At 67.5% G+C, this 16,266-nt stretch carries 13 protein-coding genes and 1 tRNA gene; 8 read left to right on the forward strand and 6 right to left on the reverse strand.

Features of this window, described 5'->3' with window-relative positions; translation table 11 throughout:
* Window positions 1-133 precede the first annotated feature (133 nt).
* From ACOCMH_RS27570 to ACOCMH_RS27590, 5 genes are all read left to right on the forward strand, one after another.
* The gene (locus ACOCMH_RS27570; RefSeq protein ID WP_427310369.1) at window positions 134-3,244 is read left to right on the forward strand and encodes an Rne/Rng family ribonuclease; all 3,111 of its coding nucleotides are present in this window, start codon (window positions 134-136) and stop codon (window positions 3,242-3,244) included.
* Window positions 3,245-3,470: 226 nt separating this feature from the next.
* The gene (gene moaA / locus ACOCMH_RS27575; RefSeq protein ID WP_427310371.1) at window positions 3,471-4,595 is read left to right on the forward strand and encodes a GTP 3',8-cyclase MoaA; all 1,125 of its coding nucleotides are present in this window, start codon (window positions 3,471-3,473) and stop codon (window positions 4,593-4,595) included.
* A 20-nt stretch (window positions 4,596-4,615) separates the two neighbouring features.
* Window positions 4,616-5,215: a molybdenum cofactor guanylyltransferase MobA gene (mobA, locus tag ACOCMH_RS27580; RefSeq protein ID WP_427310373.1), complete on the forward strand. Its 600-nt coding sequence runs from the start codon at window positions 4,616-4,618 to the stop codon at window positions 5,213-5,215.
* A gap of 17 nt (window positions 5,216-5,232) precedes the next feature.
* Window positions 5,233-6,531, forward strand: a complete 1,299-nt coding sequence (gene moeA / locus ACOCMH_RS27585) for a molybdopterin molybdotransferase MoeA (RefSeq protein ID WP_427310375.1) — start codon at window positions 5,233-5,235, stop codon at window positions 6,529-6,531.
* Window positions 6,532-6,724: 193 nt separating this feature from the next.
* Complete coding sequence (locus ACOCMH_RS27590) at window positions 6,725-7,006, forward strand: hypothetical protein (protein WP_018005172.1); 282 nt, start codon at window positions 6,725-6,727, stop codon at window positions 7,004-7,006.
* Window positions 7,007-7,085: 79 nt separating this feature from the next.
* Here the strand turns inward: ACOCMH_RS27590 and ACOCMH_RS27595 are convergent, their stop codons facing one another.
* The 5 genes from ACOCMH_RS27595 to pncB form a co-directional block, all read right to left on the reverse strand.
* Window positions 7,086-8,576 carry a DNA recombination protein RmuC gene (locus ACOCMH_RS27595; protein ID WP_427310378.1) on the reverse strand — a complete coding sequence of 497 codons (1,491 nt, stop codon included), beginning with the start codon at window positions 8,574-8,576 and terminating at the stop codon, window positions 7,086-7,088.
* A gap of 37 nt (window positions 8,577-8,613) precedes the next feature.
* Complete coding sequence (locus ACOCMH_RS27600) at window positions 8,614-9,609, reverse strand: 2-hydroxyacid dehydrogenase (protein ID WP_427310380.1); 996 nt, start codon at window positions 9,607-9,609, stop codon at window positions 8,614-8,616.
* Between the two features lie 4 nt (window positions 9,610-9,613).
* Window positions 9,614-11,038 (reverse strand): sodium:proton antiporter, encoded by a 1,425-nt coding sequence (locus ACOCMH_RS27605; protein ID WP_427310382.1) that lies wholly within the window; start codon window positions 11,036-11,038, stop codon window positions 9,614-9,616.
* A gap of 158 nt (window positions 11,039-11,196) precedes the next feature.
* A complete protein-coding gene (locus ACOCMH_RS27610) occupies window positions 11,197-11,883 on the reverse strand; it encodes a LutC/YkgG family protein (RefSeq protein ID WP_427310384.1) in 687 nt (228 codons plus the stop codon).
* Between the two features lie 102 nt (window positions 11,884-11,985).
* A complete protein-coding gene (gene pncB, locus ACOCMH_RS27615; RefSeq protein ID WP_427310386.1) occupies window positions 11,986-13,164 on the reverse strand; it encodes a nicotinate phosphoribosyltransferase in 1,179 nt (392 codons plus the stop codon).
* 366 nt (window positions 13,165-13,530) lie between these two features.
* Here pncB and fdxA point away from each other — a divergent pair, with 366 nt between their 5' ends.
* The 3 genes from fdxA to ACOCMH_RS27630 all read left to right on the forward strand — a co-directional run bounded on the left by fdxA (window position 13,531) and on the right by ACOCMH_RS27630 (window position 15,361).
* Window positions 13,531-13,854, forward strand: a complete 324-nt coding sequence (gene fdxA / locus ACOCMH_RS27620) for a ferredoxin FdxA (RefSeq protein ID WP_061957871.1) — start codon at window positions 13,531-13,533, stop codon at window positions 13,852-13,854.
* A gap of 77 nt (window positions 13,855-13,931) precedes the next feature.
* Window positions 13,932-15,041, forward strand: a complete 1,110-nt coding sequence (locus ACOCMH_RS27625; protein WP_236901459.1) for an NAD(P)/FAD-dependent oxidoreductase — start codon at window positions 13,932-13,934, stop codon at window positions 15,039-15,041.
* Between the two features lie 244 nt (window positions 15,042-15,285).
* Window positions 15,286-15,361: transfer RNA gene (locus ACOCMH_RS27630), tRNA-Asn, on the forward strand.
* A gap of 131 nt (window positions 15,362-15,492) precedes the next feature.
* Here ACOCMH_RS27630 and ACOCMH_RS27635 read toward each other — a convergent pair.
* Window positions 15,493-16,260: an IclR family transcriptional regulator gene (locus ACOCMH_RS27635; protein WP_427310389.1), complete on the reverse strand. Its 768-nt coding sequence runs from the start codon at window positions 16,258-16,260 to the stop codon at window positions 15,493-15,495.
* Between the last annotated feature and the right edge of the window lie 6 nt (window positions 16,261-16,266).

The raw sequence follows: 16,266 nt of genomic DNA on the forward strand, positions 1-16,266 counted from the left end.
AGCCGCTCGCATGTCTTGCACAGCGGCGCTTTCCGGCAATTCTCGCGCCTCGCTCGCTCCCTCGCGTGCTCCATGGATCGCCGCGGACACCGCCCAGACGGTGCCACCCGCGACACTGGAGTGAGGTATTGCGATGAAACGCATGCTGTTCAACGCGACGCAACAGGAGGAATTGCGCGTCGCCATCGTCGACGGTCAGAAACTGATCGATATCGACATCGAGACTGCCGGGCGCGAACAGCGCAAGGGCAACATCTACAAGGGCGTCATCACCCGCATCGAGCCGTCGCTGGAGGCCTGCTTCGTCAATTACGGCGAAGAGCGCCACGGCTTCCTGCCGTTCAAGGAAGTCGCCCGCGCCTTCTTCAAGGAAGGCATCGACGTGCGCAATGCGCGCATCCAGGACGCCCTGCATGAAGGCCAGGAACTGATCGTCCAGGTCGAGAAGGAAGAGCGCGGCAACAAGGGCGCGGCCCTGACCACGTTCATCTCGCTGGCCGGCCGCTACCTGGTGCTGATGCCGAACAACCCGCGCGGCGGCGGCGTATCGCGCCGCATCGAGGGCGAGGACCGCCAGGAACTGCGCGAGACCATGGCGCAGCTGCAGGTGCCGGAAGGCATGAGCATCATCGCCCGCACCGCCGGCATCGGCCGCTCGGCCGAGGAACTGCAGTGGGACCTGAACTACCTGCTGCAACTGTGGAAGGCCATCGACGGCGCCGCCGGCGACAACAAGGCGCCGCTGCTGATCTACCTGGAATCCAGCCTGGTCATTCGCGCGATCCGCGACTATTTCCAGCCGGATATCGGCGAGATCCTGATCGACACCGACGAGATCTACGAACAGGCCCGCGCCTTCATGAGCGTGGTGATGCCTGACAACATGAACCGCGTGAAGAAGTACCGGGACGACGTGCCCCTGTTCTCGCGCTTCCAGATCGAACACCAGATCGAGTCGGCCTATTCGCGCATGGTGATGCTGCCCTCGGGCGGCGCCATTGTGATCGACCACACCGAGGCGCTGGTCTCCGTCGACGTGAACTCGGCCCGCGCCACCAAGGGCGCCGACATCGAGGAAACCGCGCTGCGCACCAACCTGGAGGCTGCCGACGAAATCGCCCGCCAGCTGCGCCTGCGCGACCTGGGCGGCCTGATCGTGATCGACTTCATCGACATGGAGTCGGGCAAGGCCCAGAAGGACGTGGAAACGCGCCTGAAGGACGCGCTGCGCCACGACCGCGCGCGCGTGCAGATGGGCAAGATCAGCCGCTTCGGCCTGATGGAGCTGTCGCGCCAGCGCCTGCGTCCGTCGCTGTCCGAGGGCTCGCACATCACTTGCCCGCGCTGCAACGGCACCGGCCATATCCGCGATACCGAATCGTCCGCCCTGCAGGTGCTGCGCATCATCCAGGAAGAGGCGATGAAGGAAAACACCGCCGCCATCCATTGCCAGGTGCCGGTGGAGGTTGCCGCCTTCCTGCTGAACGAGAAGCGCCAGGAAATCAACCTGATCGAGCTGCGCTTCAAGGTCAACGTGCTGCTGATTCCCAACAAGCACCTGGAAACGCCGCACTACAAGCTGGAGCGCCTGCGCCACGACGATCCGCGCCTGGAAGACAGCACCGCCAGCTACAAGATGGCCGAGGCTGCCGCGAAGGAACTGGAAGCCGACACCAGCTACAGCAGCCGCCGCAAGGAAGAAGCCAAGCCGCGCCAGGAAGCCGCGGTCAAGGGCATCACGCCTGAGCAGCCCGCCCCGGTTTCGGTGCCGCGCCCCGAGCGCGCCCCGCGCCCGGAAGCAGCGCCCGTGGCCCCGCCCGTGCCGGCCACCAAGCCGGTGGAAGCCGGCGGCTTCATCGCCTGGCTGAAGGGCCTGTTCGGTGCCCGCCCGGCCACCCCGCCGGTGGCGGAGCCGGCCAAGCCCGTAGCCGCCGCGGAAACCCGCAGCGCGGATGGGCGCCGTGAGCGCGGTCCGCGTGGCGAAGGCCGCGGCCAGCGCGGCGAGCGTGGCGAACGCACCGAGCGCGGCGAACGTGGCGAGCGCCAGGGCCGCGGCCAGCGCGGTGAACGTGGTGAACGCGCCGAGCGTGGCGAACGCGCCGAGCGTGGCGAACGCCAGGCCGCCGGGGAGCGCGGCGAGCCGCGCGAGGGCCGTGGCGAACGCCACGGCCGCCAGCCGCGCCAGCAAGGTGAAGGCCAGGCGACGCCGGCCGTGGCGCGCCAGGCCGAGGCCATGCCGGCTGAGCGCGCCCAGGGCGAACGCGCCGAGGCGCGCCAGGAAGGCCGCCGCGACCGCAACCAGGAACGCCGCGAGCGCCAGCGCGAACGCCAGCGCGAGCGCAGCGAACTGCGCGAAGCCGAAGCCGGTGAAGCGCCGCAGCCGGAAGCCATCGCTGCCGCCCAGGCCCTGGGCGTGCTGCCCGAGGCCGTGACGGAAGACATCCACGCCCGCGCCGAACTGCCGGAAGGCGCCGAAGGTGCCGCCGAGACCGCCGAAGGCGAGGAACGCCGTCGCCGCAACCGCCGTGGCCGCAACCGTTATCGCCGCGAACGCGACGAGTCGGTGCAGGGCGCGCCGGGTGAAGGCGAAGGCGCTCCCGAAGACTTCGCCCCGGCCAGCGCCGAAGCGGACGTGCCAGCCGAGCCCGCGCCGCAAGCGGCCGTGACCGCGCAAGCTGCGGCCGAACCCGTCGAAGCCCTCCGCATCGCCGTGCCGGCAGAGGTGACGCCGGCCCCGGCCGCGGAACCCGCCCCGGCGGCCCAGCCAGTGGCCGCGCAAGCTGCCGCACCTGCTGAAGCTGTCACTCCGGTGGCCGTGGCGGTGACCGAGGCCGTTGCCGCCGAAGCCATCGCCGAGCCCGCCGTCAGCGCGGCGGTCGAGACAGCCGTGCCGGTCGTGCCGGCCGCTGCACCGTCACCGGCACCGGCATCCGCGCCGGAGCCCGTGCCCGCGCCGGTCGCGGAAACCGTTCCGGTAGCCGAGCCGGTCGTTCCGACCCCGACTCCGGTCGCCGCCGCGGCCCCGGCAGCGCTGGAAAATCTGGAGCCGATGCTGGCCACCGCCGGCCTGCAATGGGTCCAGACCGACAGCGACAAGCTGCGCACGGCGCAGGAAGCCGCTGCCCGCATCGTGCCGGCCCCGCGCGTGCCGCGCGAGCGCAAGCCGTTGCCGCCGCTGCCCCAGGGTCCGATGATCCTGGTGGAAACCGGCAGCCGCGAAGTGCAGATGGCATCGCAGCAGTAAGCGACGCCGCTGCGCTGCAGCGAAAGCAAGAGGGGACGGCCTGGCCGTCCCCTTTTTTTATGGGCGGCGGGCGCGGGAATCCCCGTCATCACCGGGGGATGCGGATGCCCCGCCCCCGCCTCGGCTAGAATGGCAGCAGAATGCATCCGGCCCCCGAGCGCCCCCGTCGCATCGCCTTTTCGCCTTGCGCCGGCCGCTTCCCGGACGCCGCGCCCACCCACAGGCCATGACCGAATCCGTCATCCCGATTTTCGACCTGCGCGACCATCGCTACCGCTCGATGACGCCCAGCATTCCCGGCAACCTGGTTGCGCCGACCGGTCTGGTGGCCGACAGCCGTGGCCGGCCATTGCACGACCTGCGCATTTCGGTGACGGACCGCTGCAACTTCCGCTGCGTCTACTGCATGCCCAAGGAAGTGTTCGACAAGGACTACACCTTCCTGCCGCATTCCGAACTGCTGAGCTTCGAGGAAATCGAGCGCACCGCGCGCCTGTTCGTTGCCCACGGCGTCGAGAAGATCCGCCTGACCGGGGGCGAGCCGCTGTTGCGCAAGAACATCGAGCACCTGGTCGAGATGCTGGCGAAGATCGAGACCGTGTCGGGCAAGCCGCTGGACCTGACGCTCACCACCAACGCCTCGCTGCTGGCGCGCAAGGCGCGCGCGCTGCGCGACGCGGGCCTGACGCGGGTCAGCGTCAGCCTGGACGCGATCGACGACGCCACCTTCCGCCGCATGAACGACGTCGACTTCGCCGTCGCCGACGTGCTGCACGGCATCGAGACCGCGCAAGCCGTGGGGCTGGCGCCGATCAAGGTCAACATGGTGGTCAAGCGCGGCACCAATGACCAGGAAATCGTGCCGATGGCGCGCCACTTCCGCCACAGCGGCATCATCCTGCGCTTGATCGAGTTCATGGACGTCGGCGCCAGCAACCACTGGCAGATGGATGAAGTGCTGCCGTCGGCCGACGTGGTCAAGCGTATCGATGCCGAATTCCCGCTCGAACCGGTCCAGGCCAATTATTCGGGCGAAACCGCCGAACGCTGGCGCTACCGCGACGGCGCCGGCGAGATCGGCGTGATTTCCAGCGTCACCCACGCCTTCTGCGGCGACTGCAGCCGCGTCCGGCTGTCCACCGAAGGCCGGCTCTACCTGTGCCTGTTCGCCACCGAGGGCTTCGACCTGCGCGCGCTGCTGCGCGGCGGCTACAGCGACCTGGAAATCTCCAACGCGATCGCCCAGGTGTGGCAGGGCCGCTCCGACAACTATTCCGAGCAGCGCGGCGACCCCGCAGTGCGGGCAAGACGCGCCGAGCGCAAGATCGAGATGTCCTATATCGGCGGCTGAACCCGCCGCACCTCCCATCCATGATTGCACGCGACGACATCACCGGCCTGATCCTCGCAGGCGGCAGGGGCAGCCGCATGGGCGGCACCGACAAGGGCTTGCAGCCGCTGCGCGGCACGCCGATGGCCATGCACACGATGATGCGGCTCACCCCGCAGGTGGGCGCGCTGATGATCAACGCCAACCGCAACCTGGCCGCCTATGAATCCTTCGGCGTGCCGGTCTACACCGATAGCGTCCCCGACTTCGCCGGTCCGCTCGCCGGCATGCTGGCCGGCCTGGAGCAATGCACGACTTCGTGGATGGTGAGCGCGCCGTGTGATTCGCCGTTCCTGCCGACCGACCTGGTGGCGCGCCTGGCGCAGGCGATCGAGGCCGAAGGCGCCGAGCTGGCGATCCCGGTCACGCTGGACCAGGACGGCCGGCGCCAGTCCCAACCGGTGTTCTGCCTGATGCCGGTCAGTGCGCTCGACAGCCTGGTGGCTTACCTTTCCGGGGGCGGCCGCAAGATCGAGACCTGGGCCGCCTCGCACCGGCTGGCCGAAGTGCTGTTCGACGACGCTGCGGCCTTCGCCAATATCAACACCCTGGACGAACTGCGCACGCACGAAACGCGCTGAATCCCTGCCGAGCCACCATGCCCTCCCTGCAATCCGTCATTTCCTGCTTGTCCGACTACGATCCCACGGCACTGCCGGTGGACCACGCCAACCGCATCATCGGCGAGGTGGTCGAGCCGGTGCGCGGCATCGAGCAGTTGCCGATCCGCAGTGCGCTGGACCGCGTGCTGGCCGAGGACATCGTCTCGACCATCGACGTGCCGGCCCATGACAACTCGGCAATGGATGGCTATGCCTTCCAGGGCGCGGCGCTGGCCGCGGCGCAGACCACCACGGTCGAGCTCGAGGTGATCGGCAGCGCCATGGCCGGCGGCGCCGGCGCGCTGGCCCCTACCGCCGTGCAGGCGGTGCGCATCATGACCGGCGCCGTGATGCCGGCGGGCTGCGATACCGTGGTGCCGCAGGAGTTCGTCGAGACCGTGGCCGACGGCGCGCGCATCCGCTTTGCCGCCGACTGCGTCCGCATCGGCGACAACCGGCGTTTGCGCGGCGAGGACCTGGCCCGCGGCCAGGCCGCGCTGCAGGCCGGGCGCATCCTGCAGCCGGCCGACCTGGGGCTGCTGGCGTCGCTCGGCGTGGCCGAGGTGCGGGTGCGCAGGCGCCTGCGCGTGGCGTTTTTCTCCACCGGCGACGAATTGCGCTCGATCGGCGAGCCGCTCGACCCCGGCTGCGTCTACGACTCCAACCGCTACACGCTGCACGGCATGCTGCGCCGGATGAACGTCGACCTGCTCGACATGGGCGTGGTGCGCGACCACCCCGATGCGCTCGAAGCCGCGTTCCGCACCGCGTGCGAAAGCGCCGACGCGGTCATCACCTCGGGCGGCGTCTCGGTCGGCGAGGCTGACTACACCAAGCAGATCATGGCGCGCCTGGGCGATGTCACGTTCTGGAAGATCGCCATGCGCCCGGGCCGGCCGATGGCGTTCGGGCGCATCCAGGCCAACGGCGCGAACGCCCACTCGGCGCTGCTGTTCGGCCTGCCCGGCAATCCGGTGGCGGTGATGGTCACCTTCTACCATTTCGTACGCGCCGCGCTGCACCGGCAGATGGGCGCCAGCGTGCCGCCGCTGCCGCTGCTGCGCGTGCGCAGCGCGCAGGCCATCCGCAAGAAGCCGGGGCGCACCGAATACCAGCGCGGCATCCTGGCGCGCGCTGGCGACGGCGAGTGGGAAGTGCGCATCACCGGCCAGCAGGGCTCCGGCGTGCTGCGCTCGATGAGCGAGGCCAACTGCTTTATCGTGCTCGGCCACGAGCAGGATTCGGTCAAGGCCGGCGACGCGGTCGAGGTGATGCTGTTCGACGGGCTGGTTTAACGCCGTTACGGCGGGTCGCGCGCAACCATTCGCTACGCGGCGGTAGCAATGTGTCGTTTTTGTGCTGCACATTTGCCATCGGCGCGCGGTTGTCGCGCGGCTTTCGGCGGCCCCGCGGCCGCCGGACTATGCTTGGCATCGGCCAATCGCTACACTTGGCGCACGATTCAGAAACATTCGAGTATCCCCCGTCATGAATCAGGAGATCGCGTACCTCCACCCCGTCAAGACCGCCCGCGCGCTGGTGCTGGTCTACTTGTGCTTCTCGCTGCCGATCGTGTCGCTGGGCCTGTTTGTCACCTTCGTCCGCTATGGTGACCTGCCGGCCATCACCGTCTTCAGCGCCATCATCCTCAATGCGCTGATCGGCTTCGGCCTGCTGTGGCTGGCCTGCAAGGCCTACAACTGGGTGGCCGCCCGCTTCGGCGGGATCGAAGTCCACGTGCGCGAGTTGTCCCCCGAAGAAGACCGCTGAACGGCGCCAGGTCAGTCGCGGCCGGGCGCCAAGCCGGCCGCCCTTCCCGCTTCTCTCAGATACCTGTCTTGCCGCACGGTCAAGGCTGGCTGTTTTCCGTGCTTTCCGGCGCGCCGTCCACCGGCGTTTCGAGACCAAGGCCGAGCAACTGCTGCGCGGCCTCGCCCGGCAGGGCTTCCACCGTGCGCAGCTTGCGCGCCATCTGCCGCGTGCGCACTTCCGCCTGTTCGATATTGCGCGCGGCACGCTCGAGCGTATCGCGGGTCTTGGCCAGCACGTCGCCGAACTTGCCGAACTCGGTCTTGACTGCACCCAGCACTTCCCACACTTCGCTCGAGCGCTTTTCCAGCGCGAGGGTGCGAAATCCCATCTGCAGGCTGTTCAGCAGCGCGGTCAGCGTGGTCGGCCCGGCCACGGTCACGCGGTAGTCGCGCTGCAGCTGGTCGGTCAGGCCGGGACGGCGCAGCACCTCGGCGTAGAGGCCTTCGGTCGGCAGGAACAGGATGGCAAAATCCGTGGTCTGCGGCGGCGCCAGGTATTTTTCGGCGATGGTCTGGGCCTCGCGCCGCAGCGCCGCTTCCAGTTCGCGGCCGAACGCCAGCACGCCGTCCGGATCGCCCCGCTCTTGCGCGTCCACCAGGCGCTCGTACTGTTCCTTGGGAAACTTGGCGTCGACCGGCAGCCAGACCGGCGCGTTGTCCGAGCCCGCGGCCCTGCCGGGCAGGCGGATGGCGAACTCGACCCGCGCGCCCGAGTTGCGCACGGTCTCGACGTTCTTGCCGTACTGCTCCGGCGTCAGCATCTGCTCCAGCAGCATTTCCAGCTGCACCTCGCCCCAGGTACCGCGCGACTTCACGTTGGTCAGCACCTTCTTCAGGTCGCCCACGCCCTGCGCCAGCACCTGCATTTCGCCCAGGCCGCGATGCACCTGCTCGAGACGGTCCGACACCAGCCGGAACGATTCGCCCAGGCGCTGCTCCAGCGTCGCGTGCAGTTTTTCATCGACGGTGCGGCGCATTTCTTCGAGCTTGGCGGCGTTGTTGGCCTCGATGTCCTGCAGCTTTTTCTCAAGCGTGGCGCGGACCTCGCCCAGGCGCCGCTCGTTGGCTTCGGACAATTGCGCCAACTGCTGCTGCAACCCGTCGCCGAAGCGGCGCAGCGTGCCGCCCTGCTCGTCGCGCGCCTGCTGCGCTTGCAGCATCAGCTGCTGGCGCACCTGCTCGAGCTGCTGGGTGTTGCTCTCGGTCAGCTTGGCCAGTTGCTGGGCGAAGGTGTCGATCTGGTTGTTCTGCAAGGTGGCGATGCCGGTCAGCTGCGACGACAGCGCCTGCTGGAAGCGCAGCATCTGCTGCGCCGATTCGCCGCGGCTGCCGCGCGCGGCCTCGGCCACCTCGGTGCGCACCTCGCGCTCCAGGCGCTCCATGCCGCGCGCGTGGTCCTGCCGCATCTCGTCGAGCTGCCGCGCCATGCCGGCCCCGGACGAGGCCCCCTGCTGCCGCAGCAATAAAATAGCCAGCAGGACGACCGCGAGCAGCGCCGCGGCCAGCGTCAGGAACGGAATCAGGTTCATGCGAGAGACATGCGGTTGACGAAGCGCTGCGCCGGGCTCAACGGCGGTGCGGCATTACTTCGGGATTGATCACGGTCGGCGGATGGCCGGCCTGCGGCCCCTGGTCGAGGGCTGCAATCAGGTTGTCGGCGGCCAGCATGGCCATGGCGCGGCGGGTCTTCTCGGACGCGCTGGCGATATGCGGGGTCAGCACGACGTTGGGCACGGTCAATAGGTCCGGGTGAACCGAGGGCTCGCCCTCGAACACATCCAGCCCGGCGCCGAAGATGCGCTTGTCACGCAGCGCCTGCGCCAGCGCGGCGTCGTCGACGATGCCGCCGCGTGCCAGGTTCACCAGCGTCGCGGTCGGCTTCATCAGCGCCAGCTCGGCGGCGCCGATGGCGTGGTGGCTTTGCGGGCCATAGGGCAGCACCAGCAGCAGGTGGTCCGACTGGCGCAGCAGGTCTTCCTTGCTGACATAGCGCGCGTTGAGCGCGCGCTCGGTGTCGGCCGGCAGCTGGCTGCGGTTGTGGTACAGCACGTTCATGCCAAACCCGCCCGCGCGCCGCGCCAGCGCCTGGCCGATGCGGCCCATACCCAGGATGCCGAGCGTGCTGCCGTACAGGTCCATGCCGACCAGCATGTCGTAGCTCCAGCGCTGCCACTTGCCGGCGCGCAGGTAGTGCTCGGCCTCGGTGACGCGGCGCGCGGTCGCCATCAGCAGGGCCCAGCCAAAGTCGGCGGTGGTCTCCGTCAGCACGTCCGGCGTATTGGTGGCGACGATGCCCGCCGCCGTCAGCGCCGGCAAATCCAGGTTGTTGTAGCCGACCGCCATGTTGCACACGGCGCGCAGCGACGGCAGCCCGGCAATGACATTGCCGTCGATGCGGTCGGCGGCGTTGGCCAGCACGCCGGCCTTGCCCGCCAGCCGCGCCTGCAGCGCCGCGGCGTCGAGCACCGCGTCCTGCTGGTTGTCGTCGACATCGAAATACTGCGCCAGGTGCGCGATGACTTCGGGATAGATGGCGCGGGTGACCAGGACGGACGGCTTCATGGCATCAGATATGGAAGAAGAGGAAGGTCATGATGACGAACAGCGGCACCAGGAAAATGCCGGAGTACAACATGTAGCCGAAAAAGCTCGGCATGCGCACGCCACGGTTCTCGGCAATGGCCTTGACCATCAGGTTGGGGGCATTGCCAATATAGGTGTTGGCGCCCATGAACACTGCCCCGGCAGAGATCGCCGCCAGCGTCGAGGCATCGCGCGTCATCAGCGTGGCGGCATCGCCACCGGCGGTATTGAAAAACACCAGGTAGGTCGGCGCGTTGTCCAGGAAGGACGACAGCACGCCCGTCGCCCAGAAATACATGCCGTCGACCGGCTGCCCGTTGGCGTCGCTGACCGCGCGGATCACCCCCGAAAACGCCCCGTCAGTGCCGGCCTTCAGCATCGCAATGACGGGAATGATGGTCAGGAAGATGCCGGCGAACAGCTTGCCGACCTCGAGAATCGGCTCCCAGTTGAATTCATTGCCCACGCGCGCCGCACGCGGCGTGGCCAGCAGCGACACCACGGCCACCACCACCAGCAGGCCGTCGCGCACCGCGGCCTGCAGCGGCACCTCGGTGCCGAGGATGTCGAACGAGACCCCCGGCTGCCACAGCCCGCTCATCAGCACCAGGCCGACCACGGCCAGCAGCAGCACGAAATTGAACTTGCCTTCGATGGCGATGCCGCCGGAATCCGGGGTAGGGTCATGGCGCGGCGGCAGTTCCTCTTCCTTGTTGTGGAAGTAGTACCGGTCAACTAGATAGAACAGCAGCAACAGTGCTACGCAAATAAATAGCGTCTCCGGGAAGATATTGCGCAGGGTCCAGAAGAAGTCCACGCCCTTGAGGAAGCCGAGGAACAGCGGCGGGTCGCCCAGCGGCGTCAGCGAGCCGCCGGCATTGGCCACCAGGAAGATAAAGAACACCACCACGTGCGCCACATGGCGGCGGTTGTCATTGGCGCGCAGCAGCGGCCGGATCAGCAGCATGGCCGCGCCGGTGGTGCCCATCAAGCTGGCCAGGACCGTCCCCAGCGCCAGGATGCCGGTATTGAGCCCCGGCGTGCCGTGCAGGTTGCCGCGCACGCAGATGCCGCCGGCAACGATATAGAGCGTGGTGATCAGCGCGATGAACGGAATGTACTCGGCCAGCAGCGCATGCACGGCGCTGACCGCGGCGGCATGCGTGCCGAACACGAACGCGAATGGCAGCAGGAACAGCAGTCCCCAGCCGGCGGCGATCTTGCCGTAATGGTGGTGCCAGAACTTCGGCCCCAGCAGCGGCCACAGTGCAATCGACAGCAGGATGCCGGCAAAAGGCAGCCCCCACAGCGGCGACAGCGACGCCCCGTCGAGCCCGGCGGCATGGCCGGCGGCGGGAAAGGCGGCCAGCATGGCCAGCAGCGGCAACAGCACGGAGGCACGTCGCATCAGGCAGGATCTCCTCGGAAATACAGCAATCATGGGGCGCGCACAGGATGATGCCAAGGCGCGCGGGCAAGCCTGCAAGTGTAATGCAAGGCCCTGCCGCGATTACCCTGGCGGCGTGCATTTTGCGGATTGCGGCGCGCCGGTCCGCGCCATGTGGCTCAGGTCCCGTCGACCACGATCACATGCACGCGGTACGGGCCGTGGGCGCCGAGCACGATGGTCTGCTCGATATCGCCCGTGCGCGAGGGCCCACTGATGATATTGGTCGCACGCGGCAGCTCGCCGCGTTCGCTGCGCACCAGCGCAAACGCGTCTTCCAGGCCGGCGACGATGCGCGAGCGCGGCACCACCGCCACATGGGTCTCGGGCAGCAGCGCGGCCGAGGCGAAGGTGGCAGGGCCGGACAGCAGCATCAGCGAGCCGGTCTCGGCGATCGCACAGAAGCAGCCGGTGATGCCGACCAGGTCGCCGTGCTCGCGGTCGGCCACGGCGTCGCGCACCGGCGGGCGGCATTCCACGGCTAGGCCCGCGGCCTGCCACGGCAGCGGGCCGAATTCGTCCCACGCGATCGCGCGCCGCAACAGTTGGAGGCTGTCGAGATAACGCGCGGTGGCCGCGGGCACGTCTTGCATGGTCGCGACGCGGTCCACGGTCGAGGCCATGCGCTGCGCCTGCGCCAGGAAGGCTTCGGCCAGGTCAGGCATGGCGGCCGGACGCGGGCCCTGCGGGTGGCGAGCCAGGTAATCGGCGACGGCGCCGCGCTCGCCCGCGCTCGGCCGTGCCGGCCTGCCCTGGGCGGCTCGGATGCGGGCAAAGATGCGGTCGCGGGCGTCGTTGGTTTCCATAGGGCGGGCTGGGATAGCTAGGCGCAAAAGCGCGATGCGCCGATTATAGGGGCGAGCGCCGCGCCAGCATGGTGTCGCGGCCGACGCACCGGTTGAATGTCGCTAAGCGGCGGACGGCACCGAATACACCTGGCGCAGGTAGGCCAGGTAGCCGGGATCGTCGCACATGGTCTTTTCCGGCGTGTCCGACAGCTTGGCCACCGGCTGTCCGTTACAGCGCACCATCTTCAGCACGATCTGCAGCGGCGTGTAGCCCAGGTCGTTGGTCAGGTTGGTGCCGACGCCGAACGCCAGCCGGCAGCGGCCATGGAAGCGTTGATACAGCTCGATCACGCGCGGGATGTCCAGGCTGTCGCTGAAGATCAGCGTCTTGGTGCGCGGGTCGACGCGGTTGGCGGCATAGTGGGCCACCATGCGCTCGCCCCACAGCACCGGATCGCCGGAATCATGGCGCACGCCGTCGAAGAGCTTGCAGAAATACAGGTCGAAGTCGCGCAGGAAGGCGTCGAAGCCATAGGTATCCGACAGCGCGATGCCCAGGTCGCCACGGTACTCACGCGCCCAGCGTTCCAGCGCAAAGACCTGCGAATCGCGCAGCCGCGGCCCCAGCGCCTGGCAGGCCTGGAGGTACTCATGCGCCATCGTGCCCAGCGGCACCATATTGTGCAGGCGCGCGAAGTGGACGTTGCTGGTGCCCGCCAGTTGCGGACCCAGCAGCCGCCGCATGGTCAGCAGCACCTCTTCCTGCCAGTCGCGCGAGAAGCGCCGGCGCGTGCCGTAGTCGGCGATCACGCAATCGACCTGTGCGGGGGTCTTCAGCAGCGCCAGCTTGGCTTCCAGCCGGCGGCGGCCTTCGGCCAGGTCGGGCCGCGGCTGGGTGCGGCGGAAGTAGACTTCGTTGACGATGGCCAGCACCGGCACTTCGAACAGGATGGTGTGCAGCCACGGGCCGATGATGGAAATCTCGATCTCGCCGTTGCCCTGCGGTGACGGGCGCACCGAGACATATTTCTCGTTCAGGTGGAACAGCCCGAGGAAATCGACGAAATCGCTCTTGATGAAGCGCAGCCCGCGCAGGTAGGCCAATTCGTCGTCGGTGAAGCGCAGCTGGCACAGGTGCGCCAGCTCGGCGCGGATCTCGTCGATATACGGCGTGAGATCGATGCCCGCGTTGCGGCACTTGAAGCGGTATTCCACTTGCGCTTGCGGGAACTGATGCAGCACCACCTGCATCATCGTGAATTTGTACAGGTCGGTGTCGAGCAGAGACTGGATGATCATAGCGAGCCAGACGGCGATGCCGGGTCAGAACGCCATGCTACCTGAAGTCTGCCCGCTGCCGGCTGGCCAGGTGCTGCCGCGCAGCATGCCCGCGTACTGTCAAACCCGCTCGCCGCCCACCATGCGTCAAATCAAAAGTACATAAAGAAATAAGAAAACTATCTGATCCAGCTATATAGACCCGCTATCCTTGCCAGAAGGCTCGGCTACAATATCGGTTTCCGATAGGCCTCGGCCGGCGCTCGCCCAGCCCATGCTGCCCTGCGGCATGCGGGCACCTCAATGTGATGGAAGCGGCGCGTCACGCCGGCAAAAAACGGCCCCATAGTTTCCCATTAAAAGCCGACCCGTTTTCCTGGAACCGAAATGACCCACGTTGTCACCGAATCCTGCATCCGTTGCCGCTACACAGACTGCGTTGACGTGTGTCCGGTCGATTGTTTCCGCGAAGGCCCCAACTTCCTGGCCATCGACCCCGATGAGTGCATCGACTGCGCCGTGTGCGTGGCCGAGTGCCCGGTGAACGCCATTTACGCCGAGGAAGACGTACCGGGCGACCAGCAGCAATTCATCGAACTGAACGCCGAGCTGGCGCGCAACTGGCCCTCCATCACCAAGACCAAGGCCCCGCTGGCCGAGGCCGAGGAATGGAAGGACGCCACCGACAAGCTGCAGTACCTGCAGCGCTGACCGAACCCGAAGGCCGTCCCCACGCGCTTTCCGCAATACCGGGCACCCGTGGCCCACGCAAACGTATCAGGACGAATATGGACTTGAGCATTCCAAATCCCGTCGCCGACACGACCAGGCAGGTCGACGGCGCCAGCCCGGCCGGCGGCCAGCCGCTGGAAATCGATGCGCTGATCGTCGGTGCGGGTCCGGTGGGCCTGTTCCAGGTGTTCGAACTGGGCCTGCTCGAAATCAAGGCCCATGTCATCGATTCCCTGAAGGTGGTCGGCGGGCAATGCGTGGAGCTGTATCCGGACAAGCCCATCTATGACATCCCGGCGGTGCCCAGCTGCACCGGCCAGGAACTGACCGACAACCTGCTCAAGCAGATCGAGCCGTTCGAGCCCACCTTCCACCTGGGGCAGGAAGTCGCCGTGGTCGAGCGCCGTGACGACGGCCGCTTTTTTGTCGAGACCTCGCTCGGCACGCGCTTCATCACCAAGACCATTTTCATCGCCGCCGGCGTGGGCTCGTTCCAGCCGCGCACGCTGAAGGTCGACGGCATCGACAAGTTCGACGGCAAGCAGCTGTTCTACCGCGTCAAGGATCCGAGCCGTTTCCACGGCCGCAACCTGGTGATCGTCGGCGGCGGCGACTCGGCGCTGGACTGGACCCTGGACCTGGTCGGCAAGGCCGAGTCGGTGGTGATGATCCATCGCCGCGACGGCTTCCGCGCCGCGCCCGCTTCTGTCGCCAAGATGAAGGAACTGTGCGAGCAGATGGAAATGCAGTTCGTGGTCGGCCAGATCGGCGGCTATGAAGAGAAGGACGGCGTGCTCACCGAGATCAAGGTTACCGGCGCCGACGGCGTGACCCGCCGCCTGCCGCTGGACGACCTGCTGGTGTTCTTCGGGCTGTCGCCCAAGCTGGGCCCGATCGCAGAATGGGGCCTGGACCTGGAGCGCAAGCAGATCAAGGTGGACACGGAGAAATTCCAGACCAACATCCCCGGCATCTTCGCGGTCGGCGATATCAACACCTACCCCGGCAAGAAGAAGCTGATCCTGTCGGGCTTCCACGAGGCCGCGCTGGCCGCGTTCGGTGCGGCGCCGTATATCTTCCCGGAGAAGAAGATCCACATGCAGTACACCACCACCTCGCCGAAGCTGCACAAGGTGCTGGGCGTGGAATCGCCGGTGTTCGACTGAACTCGCGCGGCACCCGCACGAAGAAACCGCCCACGTGGCGGTTTTTTTTCTGGCACCAAGCCGGAACCGTCGCTATAATGCGGCCTCGCTGTTCAGCGCGACGGTCCGAAGCTGGCTATAAGCCCCTTTGCACCGCCTGCCCCGGCAGCAAGCCAGCCTTCCCGGCACGCTCCGACCAGAACTAAATGTCGAAAGGGTGTTGACGAAGAAATCAGAAACTGGCTATAATTTCTTTCTCAGCTGTTCCCCGATAGCTCAGTCGGTAGAGCGACGGACTGTTAATCCGCAGGTCCCTGGTTCGAGCCCAGGTCGGGGAGCCAACCGATACGGAAGCCCGGTGCAAACGCACCGGGCTTTTTCGTTTTCCGGATTGCCCGTTCCAAGGCTCGACGCGGAGCGCCACGGCCATCCGGCCGCAACGCCCTGCTCTGTCCCTTTCTAGCCGTCCCCCCTATCCCTGCAGCGACGGGGCCGCCGCCTCCAGCGCCGCGGCAATGCCCTGCGCGTTGATTTCCACCCGATGCAGCGGCCCTGCCACCGACAGGCCATAAACGACGCCGCCGATTGTCACCGGCACGGCGATCGCACCAAGGTCGGGAAACGATTCGCCGAAGTTCGGATACCAGCCCTGCTTCTGCCAGCCCTGCATCGCGGCTTCCAGCGCCTGCGCCGAGCTGATGGTGCGCGGCGTGCGCGCGGCAAAGGACAAACCTGACACCAGCTCGGCGCGCGCGCCGGCGCTCAGCGTGCCGAGGATGGCGCGGCCGATCGAATTGACATGCGCATCACGCAGCTCGCCCGGCGCGGCGATATAGCGCACCGGGTTGGGGGACTCGCGCACTTCCAGATACAGCACGCGGCCGTCGTCCTGCAGCTTGCCGAAGACCACGGTCTCGCCGGTGGTGTCGCGCAGCGACTCCAGCACCGGCTGCACCCGCTCCAGCAGCGGGTCGTTGCGGGCGATGCGTTGCGCGATGTCGAGCAGCCGGCGCGTCGGGTAATAACCCTGGCGGCGGCCGGTCTCGTAGAGATAGCCCAGCGAGGCCAGCGTGCGGATCAGCCCCAGGCAGCTCGACATCGGCGCGCCCAGCAGCTTGGCCAGTTCGGTCAGCGTCAGCGAGCGCCCTTCGCGCGCATAGATTTCCATGATCTCGATCACGCGCAGCGCCGTCTTGACGCTGCCGTAACCGGACTTCTCCGCCGCTTCGTTTGCTGCCATCGTTGG

Source organism: Cupriavidus sp. H39 (genome assembly GCF_050271075.1).
Taxonomy (GTDB): Bacteria; Pseudomonadota; Gammaproteobacteria; order Burkholderiales; family Burkholderiaceae; genus Cupriavidus; species Cupriavidus necator_B.